Genomic DNA, 21,098 nt, shown 5'->3' on the forward strand with positions numbered 1-21,098 from the left:
TAGAAATCGATTAAGAAACTGCGGCCGGCGAAACATGTTGCTGCGTAATAGATCCATATGAACGCCCTTGCGCACCTTCGCACAGCAGTTGTTGCCTTTGCTGCTTTGCTCGGCACATCGCAACAAGCACCAGAGTCTTTTGACGTTGTCGTTATTCACCCAAACCACACGGGAGAACGCAACACGCAGTTAGACCTGACGCGCCCCGGCCAGTTTATCGCGGTGAATGCGACGGCTCGCACGCTGCTGCGCAATGCTTATGGCCTGTTGTCATTCCAGCTTGCCGGCGCACCGAACTGGGATGACGAAGAGGCCTTCGACATTCGCGCCAAGATCGATTCTCCTAACGTCATCACGCAGGCCCAATTCAAAGTTCTGCTGCAATCTCTTCTTGCAGATCGCTTTCACCTGAAAGCGCATTGGGAGACACGGGAGTCGCCCGTGTACGTGCTGGTTCGGGACAAGGGCGAACCAAAAGTTACTCCGCACACTGACGCGCCTGGACACGGCATGAATACCCGCAAGACCGCAACCATGGTCAACATGAAAGGCGATGGTGTGCCAATGCAGGAGCTGTCGACTAACCTCGCCAATCAGCTAGGTCGATACGTAATTGATCAGACAGACCTGACAGGAAATTACGATTTCGTTCTGAACTGGAGCCCCGATCAGAACTCTGATACCAATCTGCCGTCACTTGTCACCGCAATACGCGAGCAGCTTGGATTGCGTCTTGAAGCGCAGAAGGGGCCTATGCCGGTATTGGTAATCGATCACATCGAAAAGCCATCCGACAACTAACAATCCAAAACGGATCAATGAAGCTGCGCTGTTACGTCCGTCGAGAGAAAGGTATTCATACCGGATGCAGGCAGTGGCTTTGAGAACAGATAGCCCTGACCGTATTCGCAACCCATCTCGCGAAGCAGTTCAAGTTGTTCCGCTGTTTCTATCCCCTCTGCAGTCACTTTGAGATGCAACGCATGTGCCAGCGCGATAATGGACCGCACCAATGCAGCTTTTTCTCGACTCTCCAGCATATTCATGACGAAGGATCGATCGATCTTTAATCCATCAAACGGGAATCGCTGCAGATAGCTGAGCGATGAATAACCAGTTCCAAAGTCATCCAGATCCAGCAGGACGCCGGTGCTCTTCAGCTCTTCCAGAAGAGCGTTGGCCCGTTCCGTATCGCCAATCAGGATGCCTTCTGTCACTTCCAGTGAAATGCATTGTGGTGGAACGCTATACTTCCCCGTAAGCTCTCGCAACATCTTTCCCAGTCGCTGATCCTCCAACTGAAGTGCCGAGAGATTCACTGCCATGGACACATCGTTGTCTACCAGTCCATGCTCACGCCATTGGGATAACTGCTCAATGGCACGCGTCAACACCAGCGTGCCCAACTCCACAATCAGGTCAAACTGTTCGGCAATGCCGATGAACTCTTCCGCGGAGATCATGCCGAACTTGGGATGATGCCATCGCACAAGCGCCTCAAATCCAATCACCTTGCGCGAAGGCAGATGGAGCTTGGGTTGGTAATAGACCTCCAACTCTTCATTGGAAATGGCTTTTTGAAGCGCGGAAGAAAGTTCGATCTGGCGAAGCATACCGTGGCGCATGGTTTCAGCAAAGAGGAACCAGTTACCACCGCCCTGCAATTTCGCCTCACCCAATGCAATCTCCGCGCATTGCAGCAGATCAGCCGCACTTTCGCAGGGGTGAGAACACGTCGCAAGTCCAATACTTACAGAGAGCGAAATTCTTTTGTCATCCAGGGCGATGGAGCTTCCGAGTAATGTGCTGAGTTCCTCGGCAACGCGAAGCGCCTCCTGCTCGTCGTGTTTTCCGCCCAGCACAACGGCAAATTCATCTGCGGAGAGACGCGCCGCAACGCTGTCCGGGTGTACCGATGCCAACTTGGAAAGTCGCAGTCCAATCTCTCGCAGCACGTTGTCTCCGGCCGCACGGCCAAGACCGCTGTTTAATAACTTGAACGAATCAAGGTTGATCACATAGACCGCAAAATTTTCTTCTGCGTGTGTGTCGGCATCCATTAACCCTTCCAGATGTTCCAGAAGATAGGTTCTGGTGGATAAACCGGTGAGCACATCCACGGTCTTGCGCTCGGTGATGTCCACCATCGCGCCTACCAAACGCACAGGTTCCCCCGCGCTGTTTCTGACAGCAATGCCGCGGTTCGCAATCCACCGCCAGCGACCATCCGCGTGGCTAACGCGATATTCGTTGTAGAACGAAAGCTCGCGGCTGGCGCGCATATCGGCAAGCGTGTTGACGCGCGGCTTATCGGCGGGATGAATTCTTCCCATCCAATCGTCAATGCCCACGTAGCAATCCGTAGCTTCTTCTCCCACCATGGACCGGATACGGCCCGAAAGATACAAGGAATCGCGGACGCAATCCCAGTCCCAGATACCTTCTGTTGTGGCTTGTGTTGCGAGCTTGAAGCGTTCGTTCGCCTGCACAATCTCATCGCCTATGCGCGATAGCCGTTCCGGGTAAAGGCGATGCTCCATGGTGAGAACCGTCAAAGCGGCGAATTGTTTCAGGCATGCAAGGTCACGCTCTGAAAATTCGCTGCGCGGTTTCTGGTCGATGATGGAGAACCCGCCTAACATCATGCCGTCGCGTCCAATGAGAGGCGCTCCTGCATAAAACCGGATATTCGGCTCTCCCGTCACAAAAGGATTGGTTCGGAAGCATTCGTTCTCCTGCGCATCTAGAACCACCAGCGGTTCGTTTCCCAGAATCGAATAGGCGCAAAACGATGTGTCGCGCGGACTCTCGCGGAAGTTGATCCCGATGGCAGATTTGAAAAACTGGCGTTGCTCGTCAATCAGCGAGATCAATACGATCGGCACCCGGAAGAGTTCCGCCGCTAACTGCGTTAAGTGATCGAAACCCGGTTCCGGCTCACTATCCAGGACGCAGTAACTTTTAAGAACGCGAAGGCGCTCGGCTTCGTTGTAAGGAAGCGGCGCTGGAACCCACCCATCTGTTGAAGCCATTGTGGACAGCCTCCTGCACCTTACGAAACGCGTACTTCGCGGAATCAACAGGACAGACTTGGTATGTATAGCACAGGAAACAAGCCCGCGTATGCCATGACGTTCCGCCGCCACCGAAATGTAACAACAGCTTCTGTTCGAAACGAAATCTTCGTTACGCCGTATGCTGGAAGGGATGTTTCGCTTTTCTGATTTCGTGGGCAACGCCGCTACGGTGGTGCATCTTCGCCGGGCCATTGCCTCAGGACGGCTGCCGTCTTCCATCCTGCTGAGTGGCCCCGCAGGCAGCGGTAAGTACACTCTTTCGTTGCTGCTAACGATGTCGCTGCTTTGCGAAAATCAGCCGCGTGAAGCCCATGCCGACGGCGACCTCGCCGACTTTTGTGGACATTGCCGCAACTGTACGCGCATTGCAGAGGCAATGGACCTGCCTGCGATGGTGGATGCTGCCGTAGCCGCGCGAGAAGAGCTTCGCGAGACAGACAAGAAAGAAACGCGTGTCCTGATTCAAACGCACCCAGATGTGCTCATTCTTCCGCCTGACCCGCCGCAGCTTCTGGTCAAGCTCGGACAGGTGCGCACACTGATTCACAGCATCTATTCCTTGCCGGGCGAGGCAAAGAGCCGCGTTTATCTGTTCCCTTCTGCCGCTTTCATGAAAGAGGCGGCAAACAGTCTTCTAAAGGTGCTGGAGGAACCGCCTGCTTACGCACACATTATTCTCATGGCGGAGCATCCGGGCGAACTGCTACCCACCATCCGCAGCCGCTGCGCGCCGGTTCGTCTTGGGGCGTTGTCCGCCGCAGAGATTGAAGAACTGCTTGCCACACGAAAGCCCGAGGTAAAGCCAGCACAACGCGCTTTGATTGCGCGTCTGGCGCAGGGTGCAGCAGGCAAAGCTCTGAGCTTTGATCTTGAAAGTTATCTAACAGCGCGCGGTGACGCCATGATTCTGTTGCGCTCTGCCGTGCTTGATGCGGACCACACGGACCTGTTCAAGACCACGGAAACGTATCGTGCTGGCGCGGATGGACAGCAGAAGACACAAGCCATGCTGGCCGCACTGGCAGGACTTCTCGAAGACCTGTTGCTCCTACGCAGTGGCGTACCGGACCGCATCCGGAACGTGGATATGCGGCGCGATCTCGACACGCTTTCCGACTCTGTCACCTTCGAATGGTTGGAGAACGCTTTGCGCGGCATGGATCAGGTCATCAGCGGCATGCGTCGCAATTTGTTACGTTCGTTGTCACTGGATGCTTTCGCAGAATCCATGTCCAGCGGTCGCCGCTAAGTATTATTTGTCGATGACAAAGTGAAAGACCCGCGTGGGACCGTCCTCTGGCAACAGGTACAGGTCATTGCCTTTGAGTGTCATGCCTTCCGCGCTGTAAAGACGACCACGATCCGTCGTTCCTGATGCAAGGGAACGCACAGGCTTCATCGACGGCCATTCGTACCAGTCGAGCGCGCCGGTAGTCTTCGTCAGATTGCCACCGCCCACCAGCATCCCGTTTACAAACTTGATGTCCTGATATTGGTTCTGCGATGGCGTATCGATCACGCGAATCACTTTGCCATCCATGCCAAGGACATACAACTTGCGACTACCCCAGTTGCCTGCAATGAGCGAGTCTTTTGTGACCGCAACACAACCGATGTGATCCGCAACGGAGATCTTGCGTTTGACCTTCAGCGTTTTCTTATCCAGTTCGAGTAATGTCGCGCTGCTGTTTGGTTTGTACTCCGCCACAGGAACCCAGATGGAATCGCCGCTGATGGAAAATCCGCCAGGGTGATAGCGCTCGCCATCGGTAACATCCACCTGCCGCTCAAACACGCCTGTCTTCCGGTTGAACTGATGCAGATAGCCTATGTGCGTATTGGAATCTACAGATGTTACCCAGATGTGTTCCTTATCCAGATCGATGCCCTGCACATGAAACACCGTGCCCTGCAGCACCTGCACGTCTGCCATCCGCGCATGCTCAATGCCCTGCACTTGCGCGGCAACTGGAAGCGACAAGCCAAGAACCATCATCATTACTCGCAACATCATGCGATCAGCATAAGCGATTCGGTAAACTGTCATCGTGCAGGTCAGGCTGTCTTCGGACAGCTTGTTAAACGGGGAAGCTGGTGTGAATCCGGCGCTGTCCCGCAACGGTGATGGGAAATCGTTATTTCCCCAAGTCCGACTACCGGCCTGCCGCCACCACCATGGAAGCGTTGAAACGCTGACCGTGGGTGCGCTTGAGGCTACCGCTCTCGTGGATTGGAACGGTGACCACTGCCTGCTTTCGTGCGTTTACGCGCGTTGTTGCATGCCTGCGCATGGGTGGTTCCCTCAGGTACTTAGGAGAGAACCGAAAATGGCAACACAGGCACTTACAACACTTCCCAAGCTGAAGACAGCAAACCTCGGCTTCCCGCGCATGGGACGGCAGCGCGAACTGAAGTTTGCTCTGGAGGGATTCTGGACGGGCAAGCGCACCGAAGCCGAACTTCTGGAAACCGCTGCAACTCTTCGTGCGGAGCATTGGAAGCTCCAGCAGTCTGCGGGCATCGACTTCATTCCAGCTAACGATTTCTCGCTTTATGACCAGGTGCTGGACACGTTGGTTCTGATTGGCGCTACGCCCGAGCGCTTTGGCAACGGCAAGGTCACGCTGGAACGCTACTTCAGCATGGCCCGTAACAGCAAAGAACAAACCGCCATGGAGATGACCAAGTGGTTCGATACGAACTACCACTACCTGGTACCCGAATGGAGCGCCGAACTTCCCTTCACAGTCGACACAACGAAGCTGCTGAATGAAATTGCAGAGGCGCGTGCACTCGGCATCGAGCCTCGCCCTGTCCTCATCGGACCTCTGACCCTGCTTCTCCTCGGCAAGGGCGTAGATGGCTTTGATCCCTTCACGCTCGCAGATAAGGTCGTGGCTGCTTACAAGTCTGTTCTTCAGGCACTGGAACAGCAGAACATTGAGTGGGTTCAGATCGACGAACCGATCCTCGCTACTGATCTCCCCCAAGGCGCAGCAGAGTTTTTCCGCACCGCGTATGCGGAACTGAAGAAGGTTCCAATCAAGCTGGTATTGACTACCTACTTCGATCGTCTCGGCAACAATCTGCCACTCGCTGTTGAAGCACGCACCGCAGGCATCCATATTGATCTAGTTCGTGCGCCACAACAGTTTGACGAGGTTCTTGCTGTGCTCGCACCGGAGCAGATTCTGAGTCTCGGTGTGGTGGAAGGCCGCAACATCTGGCTAACAGATTTTGCCGTTGCGCGCGAGTTTCTCTCAAAGGCTATTGCCAAGCTGGGAGCAGAGCGCGTTATTTTTGCCCCGTCGTGCTCGTTGCTGCACGTACCGCATGATTTGCGAAGCGAAACCAAGCTGCCAGTGCGCGTCAAAAGCTGGCTGCGTTTCGCAGAAGAGAAACTCGCAGAGATCGCGGCGCTTGCTTCTTCTGACGAAGAAGCATTCACGGCGAATGTAGCTGCGATTGCCGATCGTGCAGCGGCGGAATCCTCCACGAATCAGGAAGTGCGTTCGAAGCTTGCAGCATTGCTGGAATCGGACTTTGCACGCAAGTCGCCTTACAGCGAGCGCACGACGAAGCAGCGCGCTGAACTTGGGTTGCCGCTCTTCCCCACTACCACCATCGGCTCCTTCCCGCAGACGGCAGAGGTGCGTAAGCATCGCGCTGCATTCAAGCATGGCCACGAATCAGCAGAAGCGTACGAGGCATTCCTTCGCGAAGCCACGGAGCACTGCATCCGCCAGCAGGAAGAGATAGGCCTGGACGTGCTGGTTCACGGCGAGTTCGAACGCAATGACATGGTCGAATATTTCGCTGAATTTCTGGAAGGCTTCGTCTTCACGGAGAACGGCTGGGTGCAGAGCTATGGTTCGCGTTGCGTGAAGCCGCCCATCATCTTCGGCGACGTTTCTCGTCCGCAACCGATGACGGTGAAATGGACAGACTATGCTCGTTCGCTCACATCGCGTCCCATGAAGGGTATGCTCACAGGGCCCATCACAATTCTGCAGTGGTCGTTTGTGCGCAACGATATCCCGCGTCAGCAAACGGCATGGCAGATTGCTCTTGCACTACGTTCCGAAGTCAATGACCTGGAGGCTGCAGGCATCCGCATCATTCAGGTGGACGAGCCTGCGCTGCGTGAAGGTTTGCCGCTTCGTCATGCCGATTGGGAAAGTTATCTGGACTGGGCAGTCAAAGCATTCCGACTCTCCACCAGTGGCGTGGAAGACGAGACACAGATTCATACGCACATGTGCTACTGCGAGTTTGAAGATGTGTTGCCTTCCATCGCTGCACTCGATGCAGACGTCATCTCGATGGAGTCTGCCCGTTCACGTATGGAACTGTTGAACGCCTTCCGTGCACATGGCTATCCCAACGAAATCGGACCGGGCGTGTATGACATTCACTCACCTCGCGTACCTTCTGCAGAAGAGATGGGCGAATTGCTGGGACTGGCGATCAACGCTCTCAAGCCGGGACAGGTATGGGTTAATCCGGATTGCGGTTTGAAGACGCGTGGATGGCCAGAGACAGTCGAGGCATTGAAGAACATGTGCCAGGCTGCGGTTCAGGCACGCATTCATTTCACGGAGTAATTCAACGGAGGGTGGGTCATTGCGATCCGCCCTCTGAATGCAAATGCCGTATGTCAATGTTTTGTATCTGAACTCCCTGACTCAGCAGGCATTACGTAATCCACACATAGGGTTGCAACAATCGCCGTATCTTGTTATCTTGAATAAGTGCTTCGGCGCGTGCACTCGTAGCTCAGCTGGATAGAGCAATTGGCTACGAACCAATAGGTCGGAGGTTCGAATCCTTCCGAGTGCACCATACCTTTTAGAAAGGCCACTCTTCGGAGTGGCCTTTCTGCTTTGCTATCTAACTTATTTCGCAGTAGATAATCCGAGTCCCGGCGTCAGTGTTTTCCCGTTGATCCCCTCAGGCGACCACGCGCTCACAATCGCCTTCGCAATCTTCGCCACGGTCACTTCGCCTTCGTTGTCCACGCTCCACCCTTTGTCGGTGTTCTCGTAGGTGTAGACCGCCAGAACAATCGGGCCAGACTTCGCTGCAATGATTGCCACATCCGACCGCGTGGCATCCAGCGATCCGGTCTTGCTGGCAATGCCGCTTCCCTCTTCGGTGTTGTCCAACGACTCCAAATAACGCGGAATGGTATCGCGGTAAAACTGATTGCGGAGCATCTCGATTGCCGATTTGCAGGCTACCTGAGCTTTCGCAGGATCAACCGCAGGCTGACCGGCGATGTTCAGATCGCAGCGGCCAATCTTCTCCATCACGCTGCTGATCTGTCGCGCCGTCGTCTTACCCAAACCAAACTTCTTCTGATCGGCCGGCATGGGGCCGACGGCTGGCTTGGAAACCTTCTTGTACAACCATGTCTGATCCAAACCAAGCGCTGTCATATTGTCATCGACCTTCTTCGTTGTGAAGCGGTCAATCATCATGTTGGTGGCGGTATTGTCGCTGACAATGACCATCATCGTGGTCACATCCTTCAGCGTGATGGTCAATGGCGTATCGAAAAAGTGCAGCACACCGGAACCGCCGACACTTTCGCCCGGCTGCAGTGTCAGCTTCTCGTCCCATGCGGCATGTCCCAGGCCAATCTCACGCATTGCCGTCCACAGCATTGCCAGCTTGATGGTGCTTGCCGTCTGCACCGGCTTGTCCGCATCGATGGCAATCGTCTTGTCTGTGTTGAGCTGATGGGCATAGAGGGCTACTTTGCCGTGATGCTGCGCGATGATCTGCTGCACAGCATTCGTCACAGCGTCCTGCGACTGCGCAATGGCAGTAGAGCTATACGCCAGGAAGGACAAACTCACGGCGCAAAAGGAGGTGCGAATGGTTCGGTGGAACATGCGGAGGAACATGTCCGCAATGCTATCCGAGCAGCTTGCCTAAATCCATGCCACCCAGCATGCCCTGCGTCTCTGACTGCATCTGAGCATCAGCCTTGCGACCAGCTTCGTTAATCGCTGCAGTGATCAGGTCTTCCAGCATCTCAATGTCGCCGGAAGCGGCGGACAAGACATTGGGGTCCAGCTTGAGCCGCAGCAGTTCTTTGCGACCGTTGACGCGAGCCGTTACCAGCCCACCGCCTGAAGTGGCTTCAGCGGTAGTGGTGGCGAGCTTCTCTTCCATCTGGGCCTGCATGTGCTGCGCCTGCCCCATCATCTCCTGCAGTTTTCCGAAATCCATTGGAAGACTCCTAATCCTTTCGGAGATCAAACACTGTGCTGATCTCCGCGTTAAACAGCTTCTGCGCCTTCTGCACGGTTGGATGATCCAAAGCCTTCGCCTGAACGGAACCTGTCCGCGGCTTCTTCGGCTCCTTCGGTTTGCTGTCAACAGCAGCGGGAACGACGTTGATCTTTACACCGGCAAGACCTTTTTCGCGAAGCGCAGCCTTGATGATTGCTTCCACATCTGCGCGGAAGATGGTGCCAATCATCGGCTTGGAGAGTGAAACTTCGATCTTCACTTCGCCATCAGCAATGGTCCACTGGCTCTCTTCCAATTGCTCTGCTGCGGAGTTGTTCTTCTTCGTCGCAAAGAGAGCCTCGACTGCTGCAGCTTGCAACTCGGCCGTACCAGCAGCGGCAGAGTTGGTTGCTACCGGCTGCGATGCGGGCTCTGTGGCCTCTGGATCAGCTTCAGGAGGCGTCATGCTCTCCCAGGAAGGATCGTAGCTCTCATCGGCCTGAGCGGAGATTGCAACCGGCTCTTCCAGAACGATAGGCGATGGCGGCACATGGGTATTCAACCCCGTGCTGGGCTCCGGCATGGTGATGACGCCGGGCTGGGCCAGCGGCGAGACATTCGCAGGCTCTTTTACCGGTTCGGGAGCCAGTGCGAGGTTCCCTTCCGTCTGCGGCTGCGAGATCACGCTCGCCACGGGGCGCGCCGATGACTCCACGGTACTGGAAGCGAAGGGCGAAGTTGCAATGGAAGGCGCAGGAGCCGCTTGCGTGCGCGGAGCAGCAGCTTCAGGCGTTCCGCTGAAGCGCGACGGTGCGGCAGATGGCCGTGGAGCAGGCGCAGAAGCAGCGGGAACGGCAGCGCGCTGCGGCGGCAGAACACGCGGTGTGGGATTGCCCGTTGTCTTCGGCAGTTGCGCGAGAAACTCTTCCACCGGCACCAGACGTTGCAGGTGCACCAGCTTGATCAGCCCCATCTCCAGGTGCAACCGCTGTTCCTGTCGGAAGCCGAGGTCGTCGAACGTGCGCAGCATCACGTTCAGGAAACGCGTCAGTTCTTCTTCCGTGAACAGCAACGCGCTCCGCACAGCGCGGCGGCGTTCATCCGGGCTGATCTGCAGCAGGTCGCTGGAGTTTTCATCTTCCGTAAGCGAGGCAATCTTTGCTACGACGCAATTGCGCAGATAACGCACAAACTGCCGCGCAATCTGTGACGGCGAATTGCCTGCATCCAGAAGCCGTCCGGCTGTGGTCAGCACGGTCGCGGCATCGTTGCGCGCAACGGATTCCAGAATCTCTTCAAAAACTGTGTTGGGCACCGTGCCCATCAGTTCGCGGATTTCAGCAGCACTCAGTTGCGCCTTGCCGTCAACCACGGGAGCCGACGCAATCGCCTGATCCATGATCGAAAGCGCATCGCGCATGGAGCCGTCGCCTGCTTCAGCCAGAAGCGACAGCGCTGCTTCATCTGCAGCGACACCTTCATGCGTTGCAATGCCGCGCAGTTCACCCAGAATGTCGTCCAGCTTTACCGCATGAAAGCTGAAGTGCTGGCAGCGCGAACGGATGGTCTGCGGAATGTTTTCCGGCTCCGTCGTCGCCATCATGAAGACGATGTGATCGGGCGGCTCCTCCAGCGTCTTCAGCAACGCGTTAAAAGCGGCATCGGTGATCTGGTGCGCTTCGTCTAGGATGTAAATCTTGAAGCGATCTCGCGCCGGGCGATAACGCGCCGCATCGCGCAGTTCGCGAATCTCGTCGATGCCGCGATTCGTGGCGGCGTCAATTTCAATGACGTCGACCGCATTGCCCGCACGAATCTCCAGGCAGGCATCGCACTTCAGGCACGGTTCCGGCGTGGGGCGCTCGGGAGAACCAATGGTGTTGTGGCAGTTCAGCGCACAGGCAAGGATGCGTGCGATGGTCGTCTTACCAATACCGCGATGCCCACTGAAGATGTAGCCATGCGCAATGCGGCCCTGTTCCAGCGCGTTCTGCAGCGTTCGGGTGACATGGTCCTGCCCCGCCACATCAGCGAAGCGTTGCGGACGATATTTGCGGGCAAGAACCTGATACGGCATATCAGGGTTAGTGTACCGTCCTGCGCTGTGGGAGAACCGGCCGCTACTTCCGCCGTACCGGCTTCTTCAGCGTCATGGGCAGTCCCAACTTCTTCCGTCGCCGCACTTCCGCCTCGCTGAACATGGTTCCGCGGCAGGCATCCGTGCTGCAGTAGCAGGGCTGATCATCTTCGTCGGAGTCGTAGAGGTGGTACTCGTAGGTCAGTTCTTCCCCGGCGGCAATATTTCGCAGCGCAAGGATGTAGACGTGTCCCTCTTCATCCTCTTCCGTCTGGCAGTTCGGCTCGCAGCAATGGTTGATGAACATGGCCGTTCCGAAGCCGTCGATGACTGTGTCACGATCCTGCACGCCAAAGAGATAGGTGATGTCACGATCTGCATAGCGTTCATCCGCTTCGGCTTTGGTCATGCGCGGGCCGTCGTATTCCGCCACACGCGCACCGCTGCGAATGGGGTCAAGGGTGTAACAGCCGCAGCCGTGGACCGGCGAGGAACGAAGGATCAACCGTGGGAGCATCGTTGCGCGAGTATACGGCAATTGCCCGTGAGGATACAGGTGCACTTCCGCACCACCTGCGTCTAAGCTGATGACAGACCATGTTTCAGCGCGCTTCCATCCGTCGTTTCCTTCCGCTTGCCGCCGTAATGCTCTGCTGCAGTCTGGCCGTCGCGCAGCAGGACACCAAGCCTGCGAAGAAGTGCAAGCCGAAGGACACCGCCTGCAATAACGCCCAATCTTCATCCGACGCATCGGGCTCATCCAGCCAGCCGCAGTCGATGCACGACCAGTTTCCCTTCCCGACGGAAGACTCCAAGCACGGTGGCGATGCGGAAGGGACCCCCTCCGCTCCTCCGGCTCAAGCCGCGAATCCGAACGGTCTGCCGCAAATGCCCACCGACCCTGTTCCCGACCCTCCCGCATCGTCGGAAAAGCCTATGCATATCCCTCGCAACAGCGATGATGCCGCAGGCGGTTCCAGTTCCAGCTCCGGTTCCAGCAGTAGCGGTTCGAGCTCTAGTTCGTCCGATGACGACAGCGATGTAGCCCCGACCACCGAGGCACCCAATGCGCCGGTAAAGGCTGCTCCCCTGAAGAACTACGGTGCCAAGGACAGCAGCGAGGTCATCCGCGAAAAGCTGGACAAAACACGCGTCCCCGACGACATCAAGGTCGGCAAATACTACATGGACACCGGCAACACGCAGGGCGCGTATCTGCGTTTCAAGGATGCCGTCAGCTACGACCCCGAAGACCCTGACGCACGTTTTTATCTGGCCGAGGCAGCTTCAAAGTTGAAGCATCGCGATGAAGCGGTGGCGAACTATCAGGAGTGCTTGAAGCTCGATCCCGGTGGTGACCACGATAAGGCGTCCCGCCATGCGTTGACGGAACTAGGGATCTCCGCGAAGTAGTTTCGTCTAGGCGATGTCGCGAACCAGATTCTCGTTGTCGTAGTCGTCTTCGTCAATAGCCTGAACAGGTGGCCGTGACACCGCTACCATTGTCTCTTCTGTAATCAGGAATCGGCGAATGTAATGCAGAGGTTCTGCTCGTGCCGCCATCTCGCGCAGATGAAACCGCCACACATCTTCCCTGCTCGAATGCCGCAGATGAGCTTTGCGATTCACAGTAAGGCTGCGGCCGTTCGTCGTGACACGCTCAAACGTCTGCGGTTCCACCACGTATTGGATACGTTCTCCGCTCTGAAAGAAGTGTTTCGCGAACTCATGAGAGAACAAAAGCATGTGCGCACGCTTGCCTTTTGCCAGCCATTGCAGCGCGTCTGCATAGCTGTTCCACGTCTCTCCGGTATTCTGCACAAACCACCGGCGGAACTCGAACCCACGGGTCCGTCCTTGTCCGATCAGTAAGTGCAGAAGTTCGCCGCGTGTCATTTTCCAATAACTCCCAAAGGTGCGAATAAAAATATGCCGTCGCAAGGGCCCCGTCAATCAAAACAGATCACACGCAGCCGGAAGCGATATATCAGCGTCTACCTTGGTGTGACGATCCGAAAGAAATTCCTGACTACGGCATTGGCTTCCCTGGTGCTCCTTGGCACCGCAAACGCGCAGAACGACACCTATCCCCTGAACAACGACCCCACGGTGCGCGAAGGATTCCAGCGTTTCTACATCCTCGATTACGACGGTGCCATGCAGCGTTTTGAGGCCGTCCAGCGCGAACATCCGCAGGATCCAATGGCCGCTGGCTACATCCTGATGGATACGATCTTCCGCGAACTGTATCGGCAGGATCTGCTGGATACCACCTATTACGCGCACGAGCATTTCCTCAGCTCTGGCCACAAATCCGATATTCCGGACAGTGTGCGCAAGCACATTGATGATCTGACAGACCGCGCCATCAGTCTTGCCGATGCACGCATTAAAGCAAATCCCAACGACAAAGACGCGTATTTTGCGCGAGGTTATGCCAAGGGCATGCACGCGGCATGGATGACGCTTGCCGATCACAGCTTTACCGGCGCTGCGCGCCAGGGACTCTCCTCGCGTAACGACAGCGAACAGGTTCTGAAGCTCGATCCTAACTATACCGACGCCAAGATGGCCATTGGCATTCAGAAGTTCGCAGTAGCCAGCCTCCCGCGCTTCGTGCGCATTCTGGTGGGCATCGCAGGTATTGGCGGCAACAAGGAAGATGGTCTGAATCTGCTGCGCGAATCCGCTGCACACGGCACCGTGACCAGCGTGGAATCACAAACAGCGCTGTCGCTCTTTTTGCGCCACGATCAGCGATATAACGAAGCCTACGCCGTATCGCAGAAGCTGGCGCAGAAATATCCGCATGACTTTCTCTTCCGTCTGGAAGAGAGCAACCTGATGAAGGACGCCGGTCACGGCCCACAGGCTATCGCTATCTACAAAGCCGTTCTTGCGGACTCGGAAAAGCCGGGTTATTTCATTGAACCGAGGCTGCAGCTTGCATGGTTTGGGCTGGCAGAAACACAGCGTGGACAAGGGATGGTGCAGGATGCCGCCACCAGCTATCTGAACGCTGCAAACCAGCCCAACTGCAGCGACTGGATGCGAAAACGTGCCAACCTGAACGCAGGCATGATGCTGGATAAACTCGGTCGCCGCAATGAAGCCGTAGCGCAATACCAGAAGGCTGCCGCTCCCGGCGGTGATCAGACGCAGGCCGATGCAGCGCGCAAATACATGAAGTCGCCTTACAGCGGCAACTAGCGTTTCGCGCGTAAACGTTACGGAACCAGCGACCTGTTCATTGCGTAATCTTTCCCAACGGCTTACTTAGTGGCAGAATAGCCACACGCCGCATAAGGGAGGGTTTTCGTCATGTACGGTCCATTGATTCGTCCTCGTTATGACCGCAAGGTCGCTGGTGTCTGTGCTGCGTTTGCTCGCTCCTACGGATGGGACCCCACCACGGTTCGACTCGTTCTGGTGTTGCTGGTTCTGTTCGGCGGCGGCGGAATCCTGGCGTATATCGTTTGCTGGATCGTCATTCCGGAAGAGCCGCTGGGCATGACCTATCCACCGACGTATCCCGGCCAGTACCCACCGCAGCCTCCGCCAGCGAATTATCCGCCGCAATACTCCCATCCCTATCAGGGAAACACGCCTCCCGTACCTCCCGCAGAACCGCCCGCAACCTCGTAAGAGGCTGCGAGCGGTTACTCTGGAATCTATGGATCAGGGAAGACCGTTTGCCTACTCCGGGCAAAGACTCGTATGTGATGGCGTTGATGTAGCAGGGCTGGCCGACACCTTCGGCACGCCGTTGTATGTGTACTCCGCAAAACAGATCTCCGAACGCGCTGGGCTGTTTCAAAGCGCTTTCACCGGTACACCGCACACTGTTTGCTATGCGGTGAAGGCGAATTCCTCGCTCGCCATTCTCAAAATGCTCGCGGCGCAAGGATGTGGCTTTGACATTGTCAGCGGCGGCGAACTTGCTCGCGTGCTCAAAGCAGGCGGACCAGAAGTGGCATCGCGCGTCGTCTTCTCCGGCGTGGGCAAAACCGCCGAAGAGATGGACGCAGCACTCGCCGCAGACATCCTGCAATTCAACGTGGAGAGCGAACCGGAGCTGGAATTGCTCGCCTCGCGGGCGGCGGCTCTCGGCAAGAAAGCGCGCATTGCTCTGCGCGTGAACCCGGATGTTTCCGCAGAGACGCATCCCTACATCTCCACCGGCCTCAGCGCACACAAGTTCGGCATTGGCATTCAGTTGGCACGTGCCGTGTACGCTCGTGCAGCGCAGTTCCCTTCCATTGAAGCTACAGGCGTCAGTGTTCACATCGGTTCGCAGATCCGTCAGGTAGAACCCTTCGCCGAAGCGCTTGAGAAGACGTTGAGCCTTGTGCGTGAACTGCGTGCAGACGGTCACAATATCCGCAACGTCGACGCAGGTGGCGGTCTCGGCATTGAGTATGGCGACAAGACCTTTGACGCAACGCAGCAGGTTCAGAAGTATGCCGCCGCGTTACAGTCCGCGCTCGGCAAGATGGATGTCCACTTGTTGCTCGAACCCGGTCGCTTCCTCGTCGGTCAGGCAGGTGCTTTGTTGACGCGTGTGCTGTATCGCAAGGCTAACGGCGACAAGAAATTCACCATCGTCGACGCAGCCATGAACGACTTGATTCGTCCAGCGCTGTATCAGGCGCACCACGAGATCGTGCCGGTCGTTCTCAATGAAGCCGCAGCCACGGAAGAAGCAGACATCGTAGGCCCGGTATGCGAGAGTGGCGACTTCTTCGCCCGTTCGCGCGCGTTGCAGCAGACTGAGCAGGGCGACCTTATCGCCATACTCGACGCCGGAGCCTACGGCCTTTCTCTGAGCTCCAACTACAACACGCGCGTTCGTCCGGCAGAGGTTCTGATTGAAGACGGCAAGGCGCGACTGATTCGGCGTCGCGAAACGTACGACGAACTGTTCGCTCCGGAAATCCTTTAGTAGCGAATCGGTTCCACGCGCGATGCGACCATCAGATCACAACAAGTATCAGCAGCCCGCGCTGCTAACGAAACGTACCCCTCGGCGGCCTCGAAATGGTCGCCGAGGTTTTTCCAGGTGACGGTGTAGCTCTCCGGTTGCGCCGCAGGACAGGTTGCCACGCCCCGTTTACCCGCCTTTGCGCGTGCCAATGTCACCTTCACTGTCACACTTGGCCGACTGGTATCCGTAGGCACCAGGTAGGCACGATCCACCTTGTCGAATTGCAGTGTCTGTTGCGGATTCCCCATCGGAAAGCCGCAATTTCCGCTGCTGTCTTCTGCAACGACGAAGTTCACCTTCCGATAAAGATCCTTGTCCATCGGCAAGGATGGCTGGGCCGCGTCAAAGGTCATCAACTGCACGCCGCTGCTGGCAATTCCCTGATGCATGTCACCGCTCTCGCAGATCACAGCATCTCTGCCCTGTCCCCACAGCGCCTTCAGGCACTTGTCATCTGCAATGGCGGATTTTGCATAACGAACGAGTGACCACTTGCTCCCGTTCCTGCGAAAAAGAAAATCGCCGCCCATATTATTTGCATGTGATTCGCAACCGGATGCGCGCATTAACGCCTCATCCATACCCGGTGCCGTAAAACTTCCGGTCAACACGCCGCCGCTGCTCCATCCGGCATCTGGCCCATTGCTGGCGCCGGCAAAATCAGACCCCGGAGGACACGTACTGCACGCGATGGCTTTCTTGGCATCCACACTGGCATGGCCGCCGCAGGCGAGATTCGCCATAACAACCTGATCGTCAAATGTAAGAGGAACCTGCGCCAGTGGAGTATCCGGCGTGTCGTCGTCCGTCGTAGAGAGGGCGACGTATGCGTACCAGGCACCTCCAACAACGAGGATCAGCAGCAGAACGGCAATGGAAATGCGTTTCAAAGCAGAAGTCCTCAATCAAAGTGTTGCAGCACTACGCGACTGAATATCTGACTAACTCAGATGCACACCGTTATAACGCCGTAACGTACAATTCGCATCCATTTCGACGTCGAATCATCTAAAAGGCTATGAGTGACGCAATACATCCCGGCGTGCGCATAGGTCATGTTCACCTGAAGGTGGCAGACCTGGATCGCGCCCTGTGGTTCTATCACGAGGTCCTTGGCTTTGAGATTATCCAGCGCTTTGGCAATAGCGCTGCATTCATCTCTGCCGGCGGATACCACCATCACATTGGCCTGAACACCTGGGAAAGCGAGGGCGGACAGCCGCCTGCCGCAGGTACCACTGGCCTGTACCACCTTGCCATCGTGTATCCCACGCGCGCGGAACTGGGCAAGGCGCTACAGCGTCTGCTGAATGCAGGCGTTCCTATCCACGGAGCGTCGGACCACGGCGTAAGCGAAGCCATTTATCTCGCAGATCCGGACAGCAACGGCGTGGAACTCTACTGGGACCGACCGAAGGAAGAGTGGCCACTGGATGCCAACGGCAACATTCGCATGGTCACCCGTCCGCTCGATCTGCGTCCCATATTGTCGGCTGCAGAGGAAGCTTCGGTGGCTACACCTGCACAGGTGCAATAACACTGCGGCTTGCTATACTTTTCCTGTTGCGTCCGCTTCTGGCGAAACGCGTTGAATCATAGGAAAGAGCAGGGTTTTGTTCCATGTCAGGCCACTCAAAATGGGCAACCATCAAGCATAAGAAGGGCGCAGCTGACGCCAAGCGCGGCAAGGTCTTCACCCGTCTGATCAAGGAAATCACAGTCGCAGCAAAGCAGGGTGGCGGCGATCCCGATGGCAATCCGCGTCTGCGCACGGCCATCTTGGCAGCCAAGGCTGAGAACATGCCCGCCGATAACATCAAGCGGGCCGTTCAGCGCGGCACGGGCGAAATTGAAGGCCTTACCTACGAGGAAATCACCTTTGAGGGCTACGGTCCCGGCGGCGTCGCGGTCATCGTGGACGTGCTTACGGACAACCGCAACCGCGCTGTCAGCGAAATCCGTCATGCCTTCAGCAAGAACGGTGGCAACCTGGGCGAAACCGGCTCAGTGGGTTACATGTTCTCCAAGAAGGGCATCATCGTCATTGCCAAGGACAGCGCGGACGAAGAGAAGCTGACCGAAGTAGTTCTGGAAGCTGGCGCAGACGATCTGAACGACGAAGGCGAGAACTGGGAGATTTATACCACGCCCAAGGACTTCGTTGCCGTGAAGGAAGCCGTTGAAAAGGCTGGTTTCAAGCCGGAACATGCAGAAGTCACCATGATCCCCAGCACCTACCAGAAGCTGGAAGGTTCGCAGGCAAACGCAATGATGCGTCTGCTGGAAGTGCTGGAAGATCTGGACGATTCGCAGAACGTCTACAGCAACTTCGACATGGATGAAGCCGCGGTTACCGCGTAAATCAATTGAGAACATAAGGGCAAACGGCCGCCGCATACCGGCGGCTTTGCTCTTGTCACTGGAAGAAGGAGTGGAATGTCCCAGGTAAAACGTTTGGTTCTTGCAGCGGTAGCGGGACTGTTCCCCCTTGCAGCATTCGGTCAGATGGCGCCCAATGAATCGCCCGTAAGCACAGCGGCAAAACATACGCCGTGGGAGATGGGTGTCCTGTTTCAGGGCGGTAAAGGTGTCACCGATCAGCGCGATGACTTCCAGTTCTTCATGGCAGGCGGCCATCTTGGTAAGGTGCTCACACCCGAGTACGGCAGCGGACTCTTCAAAGGCAACTTTGAGTACGCGGTGGAGGTCTTCCCGTACTGGCAATCGAATACGCCCACATTCCAGCGTTATTCCTGCACGGGTACGCCTAACCCGAACGTCTTCAATTGCGTAGGCCCGTATACCGTCGGTGGCACCTTCCATGGCGTCTCTGTCACACCGATCATCCTGCGCTGGAACTTCACCCACGGCCACCGGATCATGCCCTGGGCTCAGGCAGCAGGCGGCGTTCTCTGGACGAATCATAAGTATCCGGCGTATGGTCAGGGCGAAGTGAATCTGCAGAACATGGGACCGAACTCTGACGCCAGTGTCTGGAACTTCACGCCGCAGGGTGGCGTTGGTCTTCATTACTTTCTGCAGCCCAACCGTTCGTTGGATTTTGGGGCGAACGCAGTACATATTTCGTCGGCCTCTCTGGGCGACCGCAACCCTGGCGTGAATGCCAGTGTGCAATTTTCCATCGGTTACACATGGTGGAAATAGGCAGGATGTAGAAGTTTCGAAGTGATGGCAGAAAAGCAGTACGAAGCAACTCCCCCGTCGACGAACGAACCGATCGTCGAATGCGTTCCAAACTTTTCTGAGGGACGTAACGAGCGCATTGTGCGCGAGATTGTGCAGTCCATGAAGGTCTTCGGTGTAAGCCTTCTGGACTGGTCCATGGACGCAACACACAACCGTAGCGTTGTCACCATTGCAGGATCGCCGGAAGCTGTAGCAGAATCCGCCATTCGAGGAGTGGGACGCGCAGCCCAGCTCATCGATCTGACAAAGCAGGCAGGCGTGCATCCCCGTATTGGCGCGGCGGATGTGGTTCCCTTTGTTCCGGTGGCCCATTACTCCCTGGGCCAGTGCGCGTCACTTGCACACCATGCAGGCCTGGAAATCTGGCGGCGTTTTGGCGTGCCCGTGTATTTCTATGAGGCAGCCGCCATGCGACCGGATCGCATGCGCCTGGAAGAAGTGCGCCGAGGCCAGTTTGAAGGTATTCGCGATGCCGTTCGCCGTGATTCCTCGCGTCATCCTGATGTGGGTCTGGGCGAACTCCATCCCTCTGCCGGAGCTGTTGCTGTAGGCGCTCGCCAGTTCCTCATCGCTTACAACATCTTTCTGGACAGCACGGATCTGCACGCGGCCCGCGCCATCGCCAAAGAATTGCGCGCCTCCAACGGCGGCATGGTGGGCGTAAAGGCCATGGGAGTCTTGGTCGGCGGACGTGCGCAGGTTTCCATGAACATCACGGACTTCCATGCGTCTCCTGTCGAACGGGTCCACGCAGCCGTATGCCGCGTGGCCAAGCGCATGGGCATCGCTACGGCAGAGGGTGAACTCATCGGCCTGATTCCAGAGGCTGCATGTGCCCCCATCATTGCCCGCGAAACGCTACCGGAATGGCTGCGTCAAACCAATGAGTTCCACCCGGACGAAAAAGTACTGGAACGGAAGCTGTCTCGGCCCCTTGCGTGGCCTGAACCGGTTTCTGCAGCGCACGTCTAAAATAAGAGAAGTTGTGGCACGGAGGCAGTAGGCAATGAAGATGGCACGGACAGTGCTGATGGGATTGGTTGCGGTTCTGACCGCAGGAGCGGCGCATGCAGCGCAATTGAGCGGCGATGCAAAAGCGTCTATCCCTAAGGATATACAGCAGTTGATCGTGGTGGACTACCGTTCCATGCAGGCTTCGCCTGCGGCCATGAACCTGAAACAGCGCATTATGCCGCCGGAACTGGTTCGCCTGGAAACAGCGCTGAAAACCAGCGGTCTCAAGGTGGATCGCGATACGGAAACACTTGCTTTTGCGGCTTTCCGAATTCCCGGTGGTAGCGGCAGCAACAACACGCGGACGCTTGGTGTGGCGCAGGGCCAGTTCAACACGGCTTCCATCCAGGCGAACTGGGTCAAGCAGAAGACCAAGCCGACCATGGTGCGAAACTACAGCGTGTATCCGATGGGTGCTGCTGGCATGAGCGTGGTCTTCCTCAATCAGACGACCATGATTTTCGGCGACAGCGCTGCGGTAAAGGCTGGTCTGGACTGC

General features: G+C 56.6%; 20 protein-coding genes, 1 tRNA gene, 1 pseudogene and 1 riboswitch. Of the genes and pseudogenes, 13 read left to right on the plus strand and 9 right to left on the minus strand.

Annotated elements, in window-relative coordinates; genetic code table 11:
* Positions 1-57 precede the first annotated feature (57 nt).
* Positions 58-801 (plus strand): TIGR03435 family protein, encoded by a 744-nt coding sequence (locus tag JAO32_RS06190; RefSeq protein WP_334238567.1) that lies wholly within the window; start codon positions 58-60, stop codon positions 799-801.
* Positions 802-815: 14 nt separating this feature from the next.
* On the opposite strand, the gene JAO32_RS06195 is transcribed toward JAO32_RS06190, so the two are convergent.
* Complete coding sequence (locus JAO32_RS06195) at positions 816-3,032, minus strand: sensor domain-containing phosphodiesterase (RefSeq protein WP_334238569.1); 2,217 nt, start codon at positions 3,030-3,032, stop codon at positions 816-818.
* 175 nt (positions 3,033-3,207) lie between these two features.
* Here JAO32_RS06195 and JAO32_RS06200 point away from each other — a divergent pair, with 175 nt between their 5' ends.
* Positions 3,208-4,326 (plus strand): DNA polymerase III subunit, encoded by a 1,119-nt coding sequence (locus JAO32_RS06200; RefSeq protein WP_334238571.1) that lies wholly within the window; start codon positions 3,208-3,210, stop codon positions 4,324-4,326.
* A gap of 3 nt (positions 4,327-4,329) precedes the next feature.
* Here JAO32_RS06200 and JAO32_RS06205 read toward each other — a convergent pair whose 3' ends face one another.
* Together JAO32_RS06205 and JAO32_RS06210 are read right to left on the minus strand one after the other, a co-directional pair.
* Positions 4,330-5,124, minus strand: a complete 795-nt coding sequence (locus JAO32_RS06205; protein ID WP_334238573.1) for a DUF6454 family protein — start codon at positions 5,122-5,124, stop codon at positions 4,330-4,332.
* A riboswitch (cobalamin riboswitch) is annotated at positions 5,113-5,256 on the plus strand. It overlaps the preceding gene by 12 nt.
* Positions 5,231-5,368, minus strand: coding sequence for a hypothetical protein (locus JAO32_RS06210; RefSeq protein WP_334238576.1), 138 nt, complete (start codon positions 5,366-5,368; stop codon positions 5,231-5,233). (Overlaps the previous riboswitch by 26 nt.)
* Positions 5,369-5,404: 36 nt before the next feature.
* Between JAO32_RS06210 and metE the strand changes: the two genes are divergently transcribed.
* Both metE and JAO32_RS06220 read left to right on the plus strand, forming a co-directional pair.
* Entirely contained in the window at positions 5,405-7,681 is a 2,277-nt protein-coding gene (metE, locus tag JAO32_RS06215) for a 5-methyltetrahydropteroyltriglutamate--homocysteine S-methyltransferase (protein WP_334238578.1), read from the plus strand.
* 161 nt (positions 7,682-7,842) lie between these two features.
* Positions 7,843-7,919: transfer RNA gene (locus tag JAO32_RS06220), tRNA-Arg, on the plus strand.
* A gap of 53 nt (positions 7,920-7,972) precedes the next feature.
* On the opposite strand, the gene JAO32_RS06225 is transcribed toward JAO32_RS06220, so the two are convergent.
* Genes JAO32_RS06225 through JAO32_RS06240 form a run of 4 tightly spaced genes read right to left on the minus strand, consistent with a single transcriptional unit; the run spans position 7,973 to position 11,911 of the window.
* The gene (locus JAO32_RS06225) at positions 7,973-8,938 is read right to left on the minus strand and encodes a serine hydrolase (RefSeq protein ID WP_334238580.1); all 966 of its coding nucleotides are present in this window, start codon (positions 8,936-8,938) and stop codon (positions 7,973-7,975) included.
* 58 nt (positions 8,939-8,996) lie between these two features.
* Positions 8,997-9,314, minus strand: a complete 318-nt coding sequence (locus JAO32_RS06230; protein WP_334238582.1) for a YbaB/EbfC family nucleoid-associated protein — start codon at positions 9,312-9,314, stop codon at positions 8,997-8,999.
* 10 nt (positions 9,315-9,324) lie between these two features.
* Entirely contained in the window at positions 9,325-11,394 is a 2,070-nt protein-coding gene (dnaX, locus tag JAO32_RS06235; protein ID WP_334238584.1) for a DNA polymerase III subunit gamma/tau, read from the minus strand.
* 43 nt (positions 11,395-11,437) lie between these two features.
* Positions 11,438-11,911 carry an SET domain-containing protein gene (locus JAO32_RS06240; RefSeq protein ID WP_334238586.1) on the minus strand — a complete coding sequence of 158 codons (474 nt, stop codon included), beginning with the start codon at positions 11,909-11,911 and terminating at the stop codon, positions 11,438-11,440.
* An 80-nt stretch (positions 11,912-11,991) separates the two neighbouring features.
* Here JAO32_RS06240 and JAO32_RS06245 point away from each other — a divergent pair, with 80 nt between their 5' ends.
* Positions 11,992-12,807: a tetratricopeptide repeat protein gene (locus JAO32_RS06245; RefSeq protein ID WP_334238589.1), complete on the plus strand. Its 816-nt coding sequence runs from the start codon at positions 11,992-11,994 to the stop codon at positions 12,805-12,807.
* A gap of 6 nt (positions 12,808-12,813) precedes the next feature.
* On the opposite strand, the gene JAO32_RS06250 is transcribed toward JAO32_RS06245, so the two are convergent.
* Complete coding sequence (locus tag JAO32_RS06250) at positions 12,814-13,290, minus strand: hypothetical protein (protein WP_334238591.1); 477 nt, start codon at positions 13,288-13,290, stop codon at positions 12,814-12,816.
* Between the two features lie 33 nt (positions 13,291-13,323).
* On the opposite strand from JAO32_RS06250, the gene JAO32_RS06255 reads away from it, so the two are divergent.
* The 3 genes from JAO32_RS06255 to lysA all read left to right on the plus strand — a co-directional run bounded on the left by JAO32_RS06255 (position 13,324) and on the right by lysA (position 16,336).
* Positions 13,324-14,604 (plus strand): hypothetical protein, encoded by a 1,281-nt coding sequence (locus tag JAO32_RS06255; RefSeq protein ID WP_334238593.1) that lies wholly within the window; start codon positions 13,324-13,326, stop codon positions 14,602-14,604.
* Positions 14,605-14,715: 111 nt separating this feature from the next.
* On the plus strand, positions 14,716-15,039 hold the full coding sequence (locus tag JAO32_RS06260) for a PspC domain-containing protein (RefSeq protein WP_334238595.1): 324 nt from the start codon (positions 14,716-14,718) through the stop codon (positions 15,037-15,039).
* A gap of 28 nt (positions 15,040-15,067) precedes the next feature.
* The gene (gene lysA, locus JAO32_RS06265; protein ID WP_334238596.1) at positions 15,068-16,336 is read left to right on the plus strand and encodes a diaminopimelate decarboxylase; all 1,269 of its coding nucleotides are present in this window, start codon (positions 15,068-15,070) and stop codon (positions 16,334-16,336) included.
* Here lysA and JAO32_RS06270 read toward each other — a convergent pair.
* Positions 16,333-17,268, minus strand: a complete 936-nt coding sequence (locus JAO32_RS06270) for a hypothetical protein (protein ID WP_334238598.1) — start codon at positions 17,266-17,268, stop codon at positions 16,333-16,335. The genes lysA and JAO32_RS06270 overlap by 4 nt on opposite strands.
* 128 nt (positions 17,269-17,396) lie before the next feature.
* Between JAO32_RS06270 and JAO32_RS06275 the strand changes: the two genes are divergently transcribed.
* From JAO32_RS06275 to JAO32_RS06295, 5 genes and pseudogenes are all read left to right on the plus strand, one after another.
* The gene (locus JAO32_RS06275; protein WP_334238600.1) at positions 17,397-17,915 is read left to right on the plus strand and encodes a VOC family protein; all 519 of its coding nucleotides are present in this window, start codon (positions 17,397-17,399) and stop codon (positions 17,913-17,915) included.
* 83 nt (positions 17,916-17,998) lie between these two features.
* Positions 17,999-18,739 (plus strand): YebC/PmpR family DNA-binding transcriptional regulator, encoded by a 741-nt coding sequence (locus JAO32_RS06280; RefSeq protein ID WP_334238602.1) that lies wholly within the window; start codon positions 17,999-18,001, stop codon positions 18,737-18,739.
* 75 nt (positions 18,740-18,814) lie between these two features.
* A complete protein-coding gene (locus JAO32_RS06285) occupies positions 18,815-19,543 on the plus strand; it encodes an acyloxyacyl hydrolase (protein WP_334238604.1) in 729 nt (242 codons plus the stop codon).
* Between the two features lie 24 nt (positions 19,544-19,567).
* Complete coding sequence (gene ftcD / locus JAO32_RS06290) at positions 19,568-20,557, plus strand: glutamate formimidoyltransferase (RefSeq protein WP_334238605.1); 990 nt, start codon at positions 19,568-19,570, stop codon at positions 20,555-20,557.
* A gap of 34 nt (positions 20,558-20,591) precedes the next feature.
* Positions 20,592-21,098: pseudogene (locus tag JAO32_RS06295) on the plus strand (hypothetical protein); the annotation flags it as partial.

The organism is Terriglobus sp. ADX1 (genome assembly GCF_036877645.1).
In the GTDB taxonomy this organism is placed as follows: Bacteria; Acidobacteriota; Terriglobia; order Terriglobales; family Acidobacteriaceae; genus Terriglobus.